General features: G+C 38.8%; 14 protein-coding genes. 2 read left to right on the forward strand and 12 right to left on the reverse strand.

The annotated features are described in order from the left end of the window. Nucleotides 1-55 precede the first annotated feature (55 nt). Together ccpA and MKY07_RS14095 are read right to left on the reverse strand one after the other, a co-directional pair. On the reverse strand, nucleotides 56-1,054 hold the full coding sequence (gene ccpA, locus MKY07_RS14090; protein ID WP_008408233.1) for a catabolite control protein A: 999 nt from the start codon (nucleotides 1,052-1,054) through the stop codon (nucleotides 56-58). A gap of 287 nt (nucleotides 1,055-1,341) precedes the next feature. Beyond that, nucleotides 1,342-2,427, reverse strand: a complete 1,086-nt coding sequence (locus MKY07_RS14095) for a bifunctional 3-deoxy-7-phosphoheptulonate synthase/chorismate mutase (protein ID WP_008408231.1) — start codon at nucleotides 2,425-2,427, stop codon at nucleotides 1,342-1,344. Between the two features lie 177 nt (nucleotides 2,428-2,604). Between MKY07_RS14095 and MKY07_RS14100 the strand changes: the two genes are divergently transcribed. Continuing rightward, nucleotides 2,605-4,761, forward strand: a complete 2,157-nt coding sequence (locus tag MKY07_RS14100; protein WP_339262761.1) for a cell division FtsA domain-containing protein — start codon at nucleotides 2,605-2,607, stop codon at nucleotides 4,759-4,761. Nucleotides 4,762-4,797: 36 nt separating this feature from the next. Here the strand turns inward: MKY07_RS14100 and MKY07_RS14105 are convergent, their stop codons facing one another. The 9 genes from MKY07_RS14105 to MKY07_RS14145 form a co-directional block, all read right to left on the reverse strand. Beyond that, entirely contained in the window at nucleotides 4,798-5,280 is a 483-nt protein-coding gene (locus MKY07_RS14105; protein WP_008408229.1) for a YtxH domain-containing protein, read from the reverse strand. A 38-nt stretch (nucleotides 5,281-5,318) separates the two neighbouring features. After that, on the reverse strand, nucleotides 5,319-5,828 hold the full coding sequence (locus MKY07_RS14110) for a DUF948 domain-containing protein (protein ID WP_008408228.1): 510 nt from the start codon (nucleotides 5,826-5,828) through the stop codon (nucleotides 5,319-5,321). Nucleotides 5,829-6,251: 423 nt separating this feature from the next. Then, nucleotides 6,252-7,550: a UDP-N-acetylmuramate--L-alanine ligase gene (gene murC / locus MKY07_RS14115; RefSeq protein WP_065215490.1), complete on the reverse strand. Its 1,299-nt coding sequence runs from the start codon at nucleotides 7,548-7,550 to the stop codon at nucleotides 6,252-6,254. A 147-nt stretch (nucleotides 7,551-7,697) separates the two neighbouring features. Next, a complete protein-coding gene (locus MKY07_RS14120; protein WP_339262765.1) occupies nucleotides 7,698-10,871 on the reverse strand; it encodes a DNA translocase FtsK in 3,174 nt (1,057 codons plus the stop codon). A gap of 212 nt (nucleotides 10,872-11,083) precedes the next feature. After that, complete coding sequence (gene ytpR / locus MKY07_RS14125) at nucleotides 11,084-11,698, reverse strand: YtpR family tRNA-binding protein (RefSeq protein ID WP_339262766.1); 615 nt, start codon at nucleotides 11,696-11,698, stop codon at nucleotides 11,084-11,086. Beyond that, nucleotides 11,695-12,510 (reverse strand): DUF1444 domain-containing protein, encoded by an 816-nt coding sequence (locus MKY07_RS14130; protein WP_008408213.1) that lies wholly within the window; start codon nucleotides 12,508-12,510, stop codon nucleotides 11,695-11,697. The genes ytpR and MKY07_RS14130 overlap by 4 nt, the downstream gene beginning before the upstream one ends. A gap of 119 nt (nucleotides 12,511-12,629) precedes the next feature. Then, nucleotides 12,630-13,148, reverse strand: a complete 519-nt coding sequence (locus MKY07_RS14135; protein WP_008408212.1) for a hypothetical protein — start codon at nucleotides 13,146-13,148, stop codon at nucleotides 12,630-12,632. Between the two features lie 71 nt (nucleotides 13,149-13,219). After that, the gene (locus MKY07_RS14140) at nucleotides 13,220-13,834 is read right to left on the reverse strand and encodes a DUF84 family protein (RefSeq protein ID WP_339262769.1); all 615 of its coding nucleotides are present in this window, start codon (nucleotides 13,832-13,834) and stop codon (nucleotides 13,220-13,222) included. Between the two features lie 79 nt (nucleotides 13,835-13,913). After that, nucleotides 13,914-14,990: a M42 family metallopeptidase gene (locus MKY07_RS14145; RefSeq protein WP_339262771.1), complete on the reverse strand. Its 1,077-nt coding sequence runs from the start codon at nucleotides 14,988-14,990 to the stop codon at nucleotides 13,914-13,916. Nucleotides 14,991-15,136: 146 nt separating this feature from the next. Between MKY07_RS14145 and MKY07_RS14150 the strand changes: the two genes are divergently transcribed. Beyond that, nucleotides 15,137-15,451: a hypothetical protein gene (locus MKY07_RS14150; protein ID WP_008408209.1), complete on the forward strand. Its 315-nt coding sequence runs from the start codon at nucleotides 15,137-15,139 to the stop codon at nucleotides 15,449-15,451. Between the two features lie 157 nt (nucleotides 15,452-15,608). On the opposite strand, the gene MKY07_RS14155 is transcribed toward MKY07_RS14150, so the two are convergent. After that, the gene (locus MKY07_RS14155) at nucleotides 15,609-16,469 is read right to left on the reverse strand and encodes an MBL fold metallo-hydrolase (RefSeq protein WP_008408207.1); all 861 of its coding nucleotides are present in this window, start codon (nucleotides 16,467-16,469) and stop codon (nucleotides 15,609-15,611) included. Nucleotides 16,470-16,482 lie beyond the last annotated feature (13 nt).

The raw sequence follows: 16,482 nt of genomic DNA on the forward strand, positions 1-16,482 counted from the left end.
ACTATAAGGCTATAAATAAAACAAAGCGCCTGTCAGATTTTGCCAGGCGCTTTTGTTATTTACTCGAACCACGCTTTTCTATGCGATGAGGTAAGATGACATGTTGCTGTTCAACTTCCTCTTTGTTCATATACTTCGTTAATAAGCGCATTGCGACAGCTCCAATATCGTATAAAGGCAATACAACACTTGTAAGTTTTGGTCGTACCATGCGCGCTAGTTTTGAATTTTCGAAGCTGATAATTTCAACATCATCCGGCACATTTTTTCCGCTATCTTGAATGCCATGTACTAGTCCAATTGCAAGCTCATCATTCCCGACAAAAATAGCTGTAGGCGGTTGCTGTAGTTCACTTAAATTCTCCCAGCTTTCCAATCCATCATCATAGGAACCATCTCCAGCAACAATCAATGCATCATCTATTTCAATGTTTGCTTTTTCAAGCGCATCTTTATAGGCTGCAAGTTTATGCTGACCATTCACTGTATACTGTAGCGGACCAGAGACAAAGGCAATTCTCGTATGTCCATTATCAATTAGTGTTTCTACAGCTTCAAATGCCGCATTATAATAATCAATGTTTACAGAAGCTACTTTTTCAGTTGAACTGATCGATCCTGCCAATACTATCGGTACAGGACATGCCTCCACCGCGCGTTGAATATTGTCTGTTACCTCTTCACTCATCATGACAATACCGTCAACCTGTTTTCCTAGCATTGTATCAAGCAGAGACAACTCTTTTTCTTCATTTTGATCTGAATTTGCTAAAATGATATTATAGCGGTACATTGTCGCAATATCTTCAATGCCTCGTGCCAGCTCAGCATTTAAATTATTCGAAATATCAGGGATGATGACTCCTACTGATGTTGTTTTTTTACTTGCTAAGCCACGTGCTACTGCATTTGGACGATATTCGAGACGCTCAATCACTTCCAACACTTTTTTTCTTGTTGCAGGCTTAACATTTTGATTTCCATTTACTACGCGAGATACGGTTGCCATTGATACATTCGCCTCACGTGCAACATCATAAATTGTGACAGTCAAAAGTTTCTCCCCCTTTTTATCATAGTGATACAAGTTTTTATAAACGACTAGTAGAACTAATTGTTATGTATAGCTTCATCATATAATATTTCCATTTCTATTTTCAATCTAAAACCCAGTGAATACGTGGTTTTTTCGTCAATTGTCTTAAAATATTCAAAAAGTATGCTACCAAAACGATAGCACTTGTTAAAAATTGTAAATCACTCTACCACTTCCGTCAAATTAAAATGTACAGACATATTGAAAGCCCATGTTGAAATTACTCAACATGGGCTTATTAATGATTATTTTGACACTTCGTATTGCTTCATGAATTTTAAAAGTTCTTCGTAGTAAGCATTGAAAGTTGGAATATCCATTTGCTGCTGCTGATCCGATAATGCAACTGATGGATCTGGATGCACTTCTGCCATTACTCCATCTGCTCCAATAGCGATTGCCGCTTTTGAACATGGCAATAATAAATCACGACGTCCTGTAGAGTGCGTCACGTCCACCATTACCGGTAAATGTGTTTCTTGTTTTAAAATCGGAACTGCAGAAATATCCAATGTGTTACGAGTTGCTTTTTCATATGTGCGAATACCGCGTTCACATAAAATAATGTTTTCATTACCTTTTGACATAATGTATTCTGCTGCATGAATAAACTCATCGATTGTCGCTGCTAAACCACGTTTTAATAAAACTGGTTTATTTGTTGCTCCAGCCGCTTTTAACAGTTCAAAGTTTTGCATATTGCGGGCACCAATTTGAATAACATCGATGTAGTCCAATGCATGGTCTAAATCAGCAGGTGTTACGATTTCTGTGATGACACCTAAACCGTACTCTTTAGAAACATCCTTTAAAATCTTTAGACCTTCCAGACCTAAGCCTTGGAAATCATATGGAGATGTACGTGGTTTGTATGCACCACCGCGAATTAATTTTAAGCCTTTTTCCTGAATCGTTGCAGCAACTGCAGCAACTTGCTCATATGACTCAACCGCACACGGTCCAAATACGAAAGAAGGAGCTCCTGTACCAATTAATTCACCATTTACATTAATGACAGTATCTTCTGACTTTTCTTTACGTGAAACGAGTAATTCCTTTTTCTTTTCTGCTTCTAATTGTTTAAGGGCTGTTTTGAAGATTTGTTTAAAAATATAATCAACCGTCATTTGATTTAAAGGACCGTTATTATTTTCCTTAATTAAGTCAAGCATGTGACGCTCACGAAGTGGATCATAGCGATTGACACCTTGCTTTTCTTTAATTTTACCGATTTCTTCTACTACTGATGCACGTTCATTAATTAAACGTAAAATTTCTAAGTTCAAGCTGTCAATCTGGCTGCGTAAGCTTTCTAAATCTTGTTGATGCATATTCCTCTACCCCTCTTCTTTGCGTATCCGGCACTTTCAGATAAATAAAAAGTATGATACATTTTTAAGTAATAAACTTATTATAATCAAACTATTGTAGAATGTCACGTCTTTTTAATTTAGCGATTCAACTCGCTAAAGTATATTGTGATAATAATTGAAAGGAAGCGTTTTCATATGGCAAACAAATTGTTCGCACTTGATATCGGAACACGCTCCGTTGTCGGCATTATTTTAGAGCAACATGCAGATACCTATCATGTGGCCGATATTTTAGTAAGAGAACATAAAGAACGGGCAATGGTTGATGGTCAAATACATAATGTTTTGTACGTAGCTGAGCTTATACAGGAAATTAAGAAGGAATTGGAAGAGACGCATGGACCTTTGGAAAAAGTAAGTGTTGCAGCAGCAGGACGGGCATTAAAAACCGAACAGGCCAGTGTTTCCATTTCTATTAAAAACCGACCGATCTTTACGGAAGAAGATATTAACCGCCTGGAACTGCAAGCAGTACAACAGGCCCAGCAACAATTATTGCTTCATAAGGAAGATACAAAAAATAATCATTATTACTGTGTCGGCTATTCTGTTTTGTATTTCCGTCTGGATGGTGAAGAAATTGGAAGTCTTCTCGATCAGCAAGGTGAGGAAGCATCCGTAGAAGTGATTGCCACTTTCCTGCCACGTGTTGTTGTGGAATCATTGCTTGCTGCATTAAAACGGGCAAATTTGGAAATGGAAGCCCTCACTTTAGAACCGATTGCCGCAATAAATGTGCTGATCCCTCCTTCAATGCGCCGTTTGAATGTAGCACTTGTTGATATTGGTGCGGGAACATCGGATATTGCCATTACAGATAAAAGCACGGTTGTAGCATATGGGATGGTGCCGACTGCTGGCGATGAAATTACGGAAAGTTTAAGTGACCATTATTTATTGGATTTTCCGGTCGCTGAAATGGCCAAACGACAATTACATACGAGTGATGAAGTTCTTATTCAGGATATTTTAGGATTTGACGAATATTTTCCACGTGAAGAAGTGATCAAAGCAATATATCCTGCCATTGAAAACTTGGCAAAGTCCATCGGAGAAGAAATTTTACGGTTAAACAACAACACGCCTCCAAAAGCGGTCATGCTAGTAGGTGGAGGAAGTTTAACCCCCCACTTAACAGAAGAAATCGGAAAAATATTAAATTTACCGGCTAACCGTGTGGCGGTACGTGATGTGAATGCCATTCAGAATTTAACACGCGCATCACATATTGCAGCAACGCCTGAGCTTGTGACACCGATCGGGATTGCGATTGCCGCCCAAAAATCACCGATTCATTACATGTCTATTAAAGTAAACGAACAAGTTGTACGCCTCTTTGAGTTGAAGGAAATGACAGTCGGGGATGCTTTTTTGGCTGCGAACGTCAGAGCAAAACAACTATATGGAAAGCCAGGACATGGTTTGTCGATTACAGTGAACGGTCAAAATGTTTTCGTACCTGGGGAGCATGGGCAGCCAGCACAGATCATATTGAATGGTGAACATGCATCGATTAAATCCCTTATTAAAAATGGAGATCAAATACAACTGATTCCCGGAAAAGATGGGTCAGGCGCATCTGTTACGATAGGGGAAATTATTGATCATGCTTCCGTAAAGATTGTGACAATCCAAGAAACGCAATATACTATTGGACCGAAAATATTCGTAAACGGGAAAATCGGAAAAATGGATTCGCTTTTACAGGACCGCGATGTAATTGTCGTCGAAACAAGCGAAACGGTGGAAGATGTATTGAAATCAATAAACTATTCTATACATGCAAAGCAGTTCCAACCGTATTTTGTCCATATCGATGGGAAACCTGTATCCTTCCCTGATTTTTCATCTCAGCTTTACATTAATGGTAAGCCCGGGAAACTGCATTACCCTGTTCAAAATAGTGATAACATTACATTTAAACAGCATCATTTACCTACTGCTGAGCAAATTGCCGCCCATTTGAATTTGTTATTGGAAGAAAAGGTGATTGTTACGTTCCAGCAAGAACAGGTGGAACTTGTAAAAACAGCGAGAGAGTTTTCTGTAAACGGTCAAGTTGTACAGCGTGAAGCAACAGTGCCGAATGGGGCTACAATTAGTATTATCGAAAAAGAGTCAAGCAAATGGATTTATCAGGATGTCTTTCGATTTTCCAGCTGGCAGCTTCCTGCGTCATTTAAAGGGTCATTTACGATTTTAAAGAATGGGCGCCCTTCTTCATTTGATGCTGAAATATTTGGTGGCGATCAACTGGAAATCCATCTAACTGATCAGCCGATTGTTGGTTAATAAAAAAAAGGCCCCCAAATATTTGGGAGCCTTTTTTTATTGAACATCTGAATGACGAGTTGAGTTTGCTGCGATATCTGGATCTGTATTTACGCTATCTGGATCCGGAGATTCGGCAGCGAGTACTTCTTCATCTACCATTTTATCTAATGGCAATGGTTCTTCACCTTCTGATGAAGCTGTTCCATCATCGAAAGCAGGTGGTTGTTTTGCTGTTTTGGCTTTAACTTTCTCAACAATTGAAGAAGATTGTTCTTTTAATTGCGATGAAAGTTGTGCAGTCTTTTCCTTTGCCGTGCCGGAAAGCTCAATGCCTTTATCCTTTAATGTAACAGCTTGTACTGCTACATCGTTACGCATTTCACTGCCTGTCTTCGGTGTAAGTAATAAGGCTGTCGCTACACCGACAATACCGCCTACTAAAGCACCAATGACAAAATCCTTTACATGAATTTTTTCATCATCATAAATCGAATCATTTAATCGGTTATAATCATAGTTTACGCGTTTTTCTTCCATTTTAAAAATCCCCCTTGTGATTGAGTGTCATTTTCCCATTACTTACGTTTTAAGAAACCAAATTTCGACTTTCCACCTAAACTTGGTGGTGTTTCATTTGTTTTAGTACTTGTATAAATTACATCTTCTTCATTAATCGGCTTGCGCTGACGCCATTGATCTGCAATCCCCATCGCTACATTACTCCATTGAACGACTTGCGCAATTTTATCTTCATTTTTATGCACTTCTGTTGAAATCGATGTTGTAATGCGTTGAACGGATGAATTCAAGTTATTAACAGAATCGCCAACACCTTTTACAGCATGCATTACTGAATTTAACTTCTCCGATTTATCTGAAATATCATCTGCCAATGCGTTTGTTTTTGTAAGCAGGCTCGTCGTCTCACGTGTAATGCCTTCCATTTGTCCTTCGATACCAGCAACTGTTCCCGCAATCGAATTTAAAGTATTCTTAACAGAAAACAATGTCATACCAATACTTACACATAGGACTAAAAATCCGATTGCAGCCACTAATGCCGCAATATAAAGTAATACTTCCATCAAAAATAACCTCCTCTATCTAGTTCCAATTAATACATTCGACAAAAATTGCGACAATCCTTTTCCTAGAAAAGCATTTTTTTCGCTAAAACCTCATGAAATTCAAGCTTTTCATACGTGAATACTTCTAATTTGTTATTTATTTATTCACTAAAGGCGAATGACCATTTTGTCCATGCTTTCATATTCCCCAATCTCTTGATGAATAAAACCCTTAATGAATAGAAGTTCCAACATTTATCCCGCATTAACGTGAAGTAAGACTTCCGCCTCTAGTGTTTATCAGGGTAAAAAGGCTAGGGAAATGCAAGATTGGTGAAACTAACAATCAATAGGGGTTGAAGAAACCCCTACTGATTAAAGTTCATTTTATGTATGGAAAAACAGCTTATCCTTCTACTTCCAGGTTAAGCTGTTTTTCAATTAATTCAAAATTGCTTCAAATGCATCTTGATATTTATGAACATCTCCCGCTCCCATAAACAGGAACACGGCATTTTCATGTTTTTTAAGTTGATCTACTGTTTCAATTGTTAAAACAGTACAGCCATCAATTAAGTTAGCTAAATCATTAATCGTAAGCTCTCCTTGCTTTTCGCGTGCAGAACCAAAAATATCACATAAATAGGCTGCGTCGGCACCGCTCAAACTATCCGCAAAGTTTTGTAAAAATGCTTTAGTTCGAGTAAACGTATGTGGCTGGAATACCGCTACAACTTCACGCTCAGGATATTTTTGTCGAGCTGATTGCAAAGTTGCCGCAATTTCTGTCGGGTGGTGTGCATAATCATCCACTAAGATCGCATTGCCAACTTTCGTTTCAGTAAAGCGACGTTTTACCCCGCCATACGTATTTAGGCGTTCTTGGATCAGCTTTGCCGGAACTCCTTCATAATGACACAGTGAAATTACCGCCAACGTGTTTAAAATCGTATGGTCACCGAATAACGGAATAAAGAATTTACTGTAAAACTCATTACGTACATAAACATCAAATTCCGTTCCTTCCGATGTTTTAACAATATTACGCGCAGAAAAATCATTTGCAGGATCAAAACCATAATAAACCACTGGTACATTGGCTTGAATTTTCTGAAGCTGTTCATCATCCCCGCAGGCAATAATTGCTTTATTCACTTGTAAAGCCAGCTGTTGGAAAGCATCATATACATCATCAATGCTCGTGAAATAATCCGGGTGATCAAAATCGATATTCGTCATGATTGCATAGTCCGGATGATACGCTAAAAAGTGGCGACGGTATTCACATGCTTCCATAACAAAATAGGAAGCATCTTCTTTACCTGAACCAGTACCATCACCGATTAAATAAGATGTCGGCATATAACCGCCTACAACATGGCTCATTAAACCAGTCGTAGACGTTTTACCATGTGCACCTGTAATGGCAATTGAAGTATAGCGATTGCTGTACTCGCCTAAAAACTTATGATAGCGAATGACTTCAACACCTAGCTCCCGTGCACGCACTAATTCTGGATGATCATCATTAAATGCATTCCCTGCAATAACTGTTAAACCTTCTTTAATATTGTTTTCATCAAAATTTAAAATTTCTATTCCTCGGTCACGTAATGGTTGCTCCGTGAAATAATATGTTTCATAGTCGGAACCTTGAACTTGTTCTCCTGCATCAAATAGGATTTGCGCCAGGGAACTCATGCCTGAACCTTTAATACCGGTAAAATGATAGCGTGTCATTATTTATAAAACCCTCCTAGGATACGAAGACCCCATTGAATTATCAATTTTATTGTTTCAAAGTATGCCTACATTATAGCACTAAATACACGTTACGATAATTGAACGACAATTCAAATTTTTTCATTTGTCCAATTACCTAGTTCTTTAGCCTCCAAATTGCTCAAACAGCTCTTCTTCTGTAATATATACATCTCTCGGTTTGCTTCCTTTTGGTTCTGAAACATAACCATGTCGCTCTAACATATCGATTAATCTAGCTGCTCGATTATAGCCAATATGATAACGGCGTTGTAAAAGTGATGTCGATGCTGAGCCTTGTTCAAACACAAATCGGCATGCCTCTTCAAACAACTCATCTTGTTCCTCTATTGTTTCTGAGCGTTTTAATAATTCTTCCTGTTTAAAAATATATTGTGGCTCTCCTTGTTCACGTACATACTCGATAATTTCTTCGATTTCGTCATCTGTAACAAATGTACCTTGAATACGGGTTGGAGCCGACATTCCATTTCCTAAATATAGCATATCTCCGCGACCAAGCAATCGTTCTGCGCCCTGCGAATCCAATATTGTACGAGAGTCGATTTGCGATGATACAGAAAAGGCGATACGCGTTGGAATATTTGATTTTATCAGGCCTGTAATAACATCTACAGAAGGGCGCTGTGTAGCAACAATCAAATGAATTCCTGCAGCACGGGCCTTTTGCGTAATTCGCACAATGCTATCTTCCACATCTTGTGGAGACATCATCATTAAATCTGCCAACTCATCGATGACAATCAATAAGTATGGTAGCTTCTGTGCATACATACCATTTGCATCACACATTTTATTATATGCTTCTATTTTACGTGCACCGCTGTGCATAAATAACTCATAACGTCTTTCCATTTCTTCTACTGCCCACTTTAATGCTGCGGTAGCCGCTTTAACATCTGTAATAACAGGGCTGACTAAATGCGGAATATGGTTAAATGGAGCCAGTTCCACCATTTTCGGGTCAATCAGCATTAGCTTTAATTCATTCGGATTTGCTTTATAAAGCAGGCTGACTAAAATCGAGTTAATACATACCGATTTACCCGATCCTGTCGCTCCGGCAATTAAACCATGCGGCATTTTCCGTAAGTCGATTGTGACAGGCTTCCCTGTTAAGTCCAAGCCCAGTGCCGCCTCTAATGGAGAATCAGAATCTTTAAACGATGCTGATTCTGTCACTTCAGAAAGACGGACCGAACGCGAAATCCGGTTTGGAATTTCAATACCGATTGAACGTTTCCCCGGAATTGGCGCATCAATACGAATATCTTTTGCAGCCAATGCCAATTTAATATCATCCGTTAAATTGCGGACTTTACTTACTTTCGTCCCGTGCCCTACCGTAATTTCGAATTGCGTAACAGCAGGTCCTTGTACGATCGATTCAATTTGTGCCTGAACCTGGAAATGCGATAGTGCTTCCACTAAATTTTCGCCTTGCTCATCCATCCAGTCACGGTCTTCTACCATTTCCTCCGGTGGTACTAAATATTCAAGAGGTGGTTTTACATAAGGTATTCTTTTAACTGGAGGTGCTTCTATTAAAGTTTCCGCTTCATCCACTGCCAATTCTTGTGAAGTAGATTCTTTTATGTCTGACGTTTCTTCAACAATCGGATCTTCCTCTTCATTAACTAAAGGAAGTACGGTCACTTCTTGAATTTCGGGTACTCCTTGAATATCCAATGTTTCTGGAACTTCTTCCACTATCGCTTCCGTAGTTGCAGCAACTTCTAAAAGTTCATCTTCTTGTGCCGGTACAACGGATTCACGTTCCAGCAATCCAATTGATGTAGAAGTAGAATTCCTCATCGTTCCCTCTTCAAGCTGACTGTTTGGTTCATGCTTTACGACTTGCTCGTTAAAAGTAATGACTTGATCATTTTCATGTGCTTCCCGTGCATCATTCTGAGTTGTTTGAGTATCTTGATAAAAAGTTTCCACTTCAACATCGTTTTCATGTTGCACAAAATTTTCTCGTTCAGTAAAAGCTTCATTTGGCTCTTCAAACGTATTTACACTCTCTTCTCGCTTAACTTCGTCTTCTTTATTTTTTTTACTTTGTAGACTAAGTTGCTGCTCGACAAATTGCTTCGTCATTAATTTTTGCTTATCTGACTTCAGCATTACCACATTAAAAGGAACACGGCTTCTTGTGCTGATCGGCTGTACTATGTCCGCTTTTTCCTTATTTTGCTCAATGATAGTCGCTTCCTCAGATGGTGGCATTTGCTCTACATTCAATTGTCCAATGTGAATCGTCGAGTTTTCAATCGTCACATGCTTCACTTGTACATCATTGATTGTTTCTGCAACAGGTGTGTCAACTTTTACAGTATCTTCCTGTTCATTTCCTATGTCAGTCACTGCTTCGTTCTGTTGCTCAAGTATCGTTTCTTCCATTGGTTGTTGGTCTACCTCAGTTGGTTCATCCTTTTCGACTAAAACCACTTCTTCATGCTCAAGCTCAGGTTCTGTTTCTGATTCAACTGGTTCTGTTTGTGGAATCTCAACTGCTGAAGAAGACTCGTGTATTACATGTTCCTGCTGCTCTATTACTGTCTGTTGATCTTCATCTGGTGATGGTACAGCAACTGGTTCGACCAAATGTTCTGGCGTTTCATTCTGCACAGATTCAATTATTGATGAATGTTGCTGTTCCTTATTTTTAAGCTTTTCTTCCTGCTGTTTTTCGATTAATGTTTCAATCGATGACGGCTTTTTAAAACCGTGTACAGGGGACGGAACATCGGTAGGAATAAAACGTTTCCTAATTTCGATCGGTTTTAGAATTTCTTTGTTTTCCAATCTCTCCGCTCGTACAGGCTTATTATGGCGTATTGCTTCCCGTTCTTCTTTTAAATTTGGCAAGCGACGAACAGGATCTCTTGTGTGCACAACATTTGTTTGACCTTTCCCTTTACGGCGGCGTTCCAGTAAATCTCGTATACCAGATACTTCGACATCATATACTTCCTGTACTGTATGCTTTTGCAAATAATTTGGTAATGTCAATTTTTCCTTGTCATCATCATAAAATCGCGTTGTTTGTCTCTGCTCATTTTCTTGATTCGCTGTTTCCTCATAATCATCTTCTATTAAAGGGAATCGGAATGCTTTTTTCGGTGCTTCTTTTTCTTCCTGATAATTTTGCTGCGCCTCAGTTTGTTTTGATTGGTTTATATCATCCAGTTGGGAATACTCTTCATAATCATCATATTCTTCATCTGGATCCATTTTAAATAGTTTATTAAATTTATTTTTAATCCAACTCATAATTAACCACTTCTTTCCTTAAAAACATTGCCGTACAAATTCCACTATTTGAGACGGTCTTTATTTCTTATATTAAATACAGTATATAAATAATATACACCTCAAAAGCATATCATATTTGCCGGGTAAATGCGCTTTGTCGCTGATATTTTTAAGGATAAAAAAAAGTTAGTATGAGAGACTCAGCTCAACATACTAACTTTTCGTACTAATTAACGAGTTGAAACCTCAAATGGGCTTCCTACTTCTGCAGAATCATCCAGTACTAAAATACCTTTTACTTCCGGTGCGCCTGGAATTGCCAGTTCACGTGCAGAGCAAAGCATCCCGAATGAATCTTCACCACGTAAGTTTCCTTCTTTGATCAACAAACCAGAAGGCATCACAGCACCAACTTTTGCGACAACTACTTTTTGGCCTGCATCTACATTCGGTGCGCCACATACGATTTGTAATGTTTCATCCCCAACGTTCACTTTACAAACACTTAGTTTATCTGCATTTGGATGCTTTTCTTTTGATTCAACATAGCCGACTACAAATTTTGGAGAAAAATCTACTTCTAAAGAAATTTCTGCGCCATTTGCTTGTAAAGCCGCTTCTAATTTATCTACAAGTTCCGGTGTTACTTCTACATTCCCTGCAACATCCAGTTCTACGTATTTGCTTGCATTAAAAAGGTTGAATGCTTTCACTTCACCAGTTGTTTCTTCTTTTAGGATGGCTACATCGCCAGCGAGATCCATCGCTGTTTTTACGATTGGCTCCATTGCTAATTGAACTAGTAGGACATCTCCTACATGTGCTTTGTTGTAAGCTACTTTCATTTTTCTTCTTGCTCCTTTTTTACTTTGTTTTTCGCTAAAATAAATATCGGTTCTAAATGACCGTTTTCATATACAAATGACAAGCTCGTAATTGGAACCGCGCCAACTGTAAAGAAATGCATCGTCATCTGCGCTAATACATCATACCCTACTTCATTCCGAATATCACCAATAATTAATACATCCTGGTGTGGGACAGATACCGTCATTTCGCCTTCAATTTGGCTTTCCATTTCCTTTAAAAAGCTTTCATTTAGTATTCGGCTTGCATCATAACCGTCATTCTGATTTAAAAAGTAATAAATATTGCCTGAAACTTCATCCCGTTTTACAGAAGTCGGCAATTTTTTCACAGAAAAACGGGCTGCTTCGCGTATATGCTCTTCTGTTACGTTTAATTTCGGCAACATTGATTCATCAATTAAACGATAAGTTGTGCCTAGATCGAGTGCATAATAAATACGTGTTTCCGCCGTATGGTCTGTCATGACAAATGCATGTCCATCATTTGACTTTTTAGGGAAGGACGTTGAGCGGATGATCGGATAAACAGAAGCAAGTCCGCCAAAGCCCTTTTCTTCTTCCCGTTGCATCGCTAAAAACGTTTGCTCAATTGTATAAATCACTTCATCAATTGCCTGCTGTTTTTTCGTTTCGTACTTCGTTAAAATTTCGGGTAAAGAGATATCCATCCCTCGTCCGATTTTTTTATGTTCAAGACGTAATTTGTCATGCTTTTCATCGAATGTGAATGTAAAGTTTGCCTCACCTAATTTAGTCTTCAGTTCAGCTACTAACTGTTTCGATTCCATTCAACCACTCCTTTATCTAATCAAAAACGGCTCACAAATGTGAACCGTTCCGTTTACTTCTTCTATTGTAACAAAAAAGCCATGTGATTACTTTACTCAATGCTTGTACAATGCTTCAACTAATCAATCACTTTCACTGTTTTTACAATTTCCATCATTTCCTGGATTTTATCGTCAATCTTCTTATCCACGGAAATAGTCGACAGCTTTACGCCGCCTAAATTAACAATCAGCTCATACTTTTCTTCAGGAAATTTTGTGACAGCAGAAAATCCGAATTGGCCAGCCGCATCGAATGTTTTCTCTTCAACGATTTCATTTTTATTTTCCTGCTTTAATAGATCATACTGTAACTGACTGTCTTCCGGTTCGTTTTGATTGACGAATAGTATATAGGAATCTTTACCGTTCAGAATCGTATAATTCAATTCATCGATTCCTTTTTCAATACTATATCCATTTGGTAAGTATAACTCTATATGTCCAATCGTTTTGTTTGCTTTATTCGGTTCGCTGCTAAATATTGTTTCAGCATTTTCCATCCCTGCTTGTGCCTGTTCTTCGACTGTTTGACTACATGCTGATAATATAACAACAAGTGAAGTAAGCAAAAACGCATGTATCCATTTACGACTCATTGTTTTCCCTCTCTTTCAAACGTTCAATCGTATCATAAATATTTTTCAAGCCGTAATGCAACAAATGTGCTCTATATCTGGTCCTTTTGATCTTTATTCATTTTATACAGTATTTGGCCAACTAATAACTTAACAATGTGTTCAAACATTTCTTTTCGGTCAATCAGATTATTTGAAAAAATACCCACTGCCCCTTGATGATGACGAATATTTTCGCTATTTGTATAGACGTCCATCACTGGTCCAAGTTCCTTTCCCATACGAAGCTCCTGTGCAATTTCTTCAGGTAAGGCAAATTGTGCTCCTGAGCTGGCTATGACTGTGCCATCCTTTAAAACAGCCGCCCCCCAATTACAGCAATACATTGTTCCTTCAATTTCATCGACGCCGCCTTCAAGTCCAAATGTTATATCAGCATTTGTCAGCATCATCGTATGACGTGCACGATTGATTGCACCCTGTCTTGTTTCTTCATTTGAGAATGGCTGAATCGACACATCAGAAGGTACATCCATATTTTCTATTGCCGCTTCCGGGAAATACTGTTTAACAATTGCTTCAACGGCACCTAATTTTGCTTTATTTTTCGATCCGACTGCTACTTTCATTATTTCATCTCCAAGCTGTTCATTTTTTAAACGGTCTATACCTATAAAAACTGGTTTACCGATTTTTATGTAAGTCACGTTAACCTATTGTCCGCAACTAAAAAACAAGAATGCGATAAGTTCGCATCCTTGTATTATAATATAATATTGACTTTTTTTATACGTTTGCGCGAATAGATTCGATTGTAGAACGGTCTGCACTTTGGATTAATTTCACTAGCAGTTCTTTCGCCGCTGCATAGTCATCTACATGAATAATCGAAGCAGAAGTGTGAATATATCGTGAGCAAACCCCGATTACTGCCGATGGAATTCCGTCATTTTGTGTGTGCACACGTCCTGCATCTGTACCACCTTGAGAAACGAAATATTGGTATGGAATATTGTTTGATTCTGCTGTATCCAGCACGAATTCACGCATACCTCGGTGTGTAACCATTGAACGGTCCAGGATTCGGAGTAATGTCCCTTTACCTAGTTGACCGAATTCATTTTTATCACCCGATGTATCGTTCGCCGGGGAAGCATCCAATGCAAAAAACAGATCAGGCTTGATCATATTCGATGAAACCGCTGCTCCACGTAAACCGACCTCTTCCATAACATTTGCTCCGGAATAAATATGGCTCTTCACTTCCTGACCATGAATCTCTTTTAAAAGTTCAATTGCTAATCCACAGCCGTAACGGTTATCCCAGGCTTTCGCCATAATTTTTTTCGGGTTGGCCATCGGTGTGAAAGGACATACCGGAATAATGGATTGACCTGGTCGTACACCTAAATTCTTGGCATCTTCTTTTGAATCCGCTCCGATATCGATCAGCATATTTTTTATATCCATCGGTTTCGAACGTTCCGCATCAGTCAGTAAGTGTGGCGGAATTGATGCAATAACACCCGGAATTTCACGATCTTTCGTATAAACTGTAACGCGTTGTGCCAGCATTACCTGGTTCCACCAGCCGCCAAGTGTTTGGAAACGGATCATGCCGTTTTCAGCAATGGAAGTAACCATAAACGCGACTTCATCCATATGGCCAGCGACTAAAATTTTTGGCGCTTGTTCTTCTTTAGCTTTACGCACGCCGAATACGCCGCCTAAATTATCCTGAATAACTTCATCAGAATATTTCGCTAATTCCGAGCGCATAAAATTTCGGACTGCACGTTCATTCCCTGGTGCACCAGGCAATTCTGTTAATGTTTTAAAAAGAGCAAGTGTATCTTGATTCATTCTGCAACACCTCTAAATGTAGATTTACCTTCATTATACCACAAATTGCAAGTAATATTTCGACTTTCGAACCTTCTATTATTTTTACTCTATTTTCAGAATATGATAAAGTATAGGTAGTCACTATTTTGAGGAGGTATTTTGAAATGAATTTAAAAGACTTTACAATAGGGGTTGTAACAGGGATAGCAGCAGCTGTCATTGTTAAAGAAATGAGCAATCGTGTCGCACCATTTGCGAATCCAGATCATATTTTAGCCAACATTAAAGATGAATTTAAAAAGCATGCACCAATTGATGGTTCTTGGATTTACATGAAAACTGAAAACTTCAGTAATGGCTTTACAGAAACACCGGTCTATCGTGGAGGTATTTCTCGTACAATTAACGGCGAGCTTGAGAACTACGAGTTCGCAGCAGATGCCCGTTCCGGTGCCATTGTAGATATTAAACAAATATAATGTTAAGGATGCGATGACGTGATTTTGTCATCGCATTTTTTCTGCTTTACATCAAAGTATTTTCTTTACCTTTAATCATTGTGAACACAAGTATGCTAAAAGTACACAATCGATAAGAAAAGCACCTGCATCGTAAACTATGCAGGTGCTTTCGTTTTTACTTAATCAATGCCGGTTTCGAACGTTCGAGGCTGTCTTTTACTTCTTTGCCTGTTGTATCCCATTGAATCATGCGGTAATACGCATCATGATAGAAAATAAAGCGGTAGCCATTTTCAAGTGCTTCTTTCATCAACTTTTCTTTCGCAAATACGCTTGTCATCGGGTAATCATCATACGCCAATACCCAAAGCGGATTTTGGTGGGCATGTGTCGGCATAATATCCGCCATATGTAGCGCTACTTCCCCATTTTGCTCCAGGCGAACAATCGCATGACCTTCACTATGACCACCCGTATGGATCATTTTTAAGCCTGGAGCTACTTCCAGCTCCCCTTCATATGTTGAAACTAAATGCTGTACAGGCTCCCAGTTTTCTTTCCAATACGTATTTTTCGAACGAATATTCGGATTGCGCATCTCATCCCATTCAATTTGTGTCGTGTGAATAACTGCATTCGGGAAAACTGGAACAAGCTTGTCCCCTTCCCACTTCGTTAAACCGCCAGCATGATCAAAGTGAAGATGTGTCATTAAAATTGCATCAATATCACTTGGCTTTAATCCAGCTTCAGCTAAGCTTTTTTCAATTGTTGATTCTTCGGAAACGCCGAAATTGCGAAGCTGCTTTTCATTTAATTTACCGGCACCTACACCCGAATCGATTAAATAATTTTTCCCCTCGTATTGAATTAAGATTGGTTCACATGCTAATTCAATCTGGTTCAGTTCATTTACCGGATATTTACGAGACCACAGTGCTTTTGGCACTACCCCAAACATAGCCCCGCCATCCAGTGCTGTAACACCCCCATGTAACCATGTCAGTGTCATGTTGTGAAATTCAAATCGATCCATTTCTCCATCCCCC

Origin of the sequence: Solibacillus sp. FSL W7-1472 (assembly GCF_037969775.1) — a bacterium.
Classification (GTDB): domain Bacteria; phylum Bacillota; class Bacilli; order Bacillales_A; family Planococcaceae; genus Solibacillus; species Solibacillus silvestris.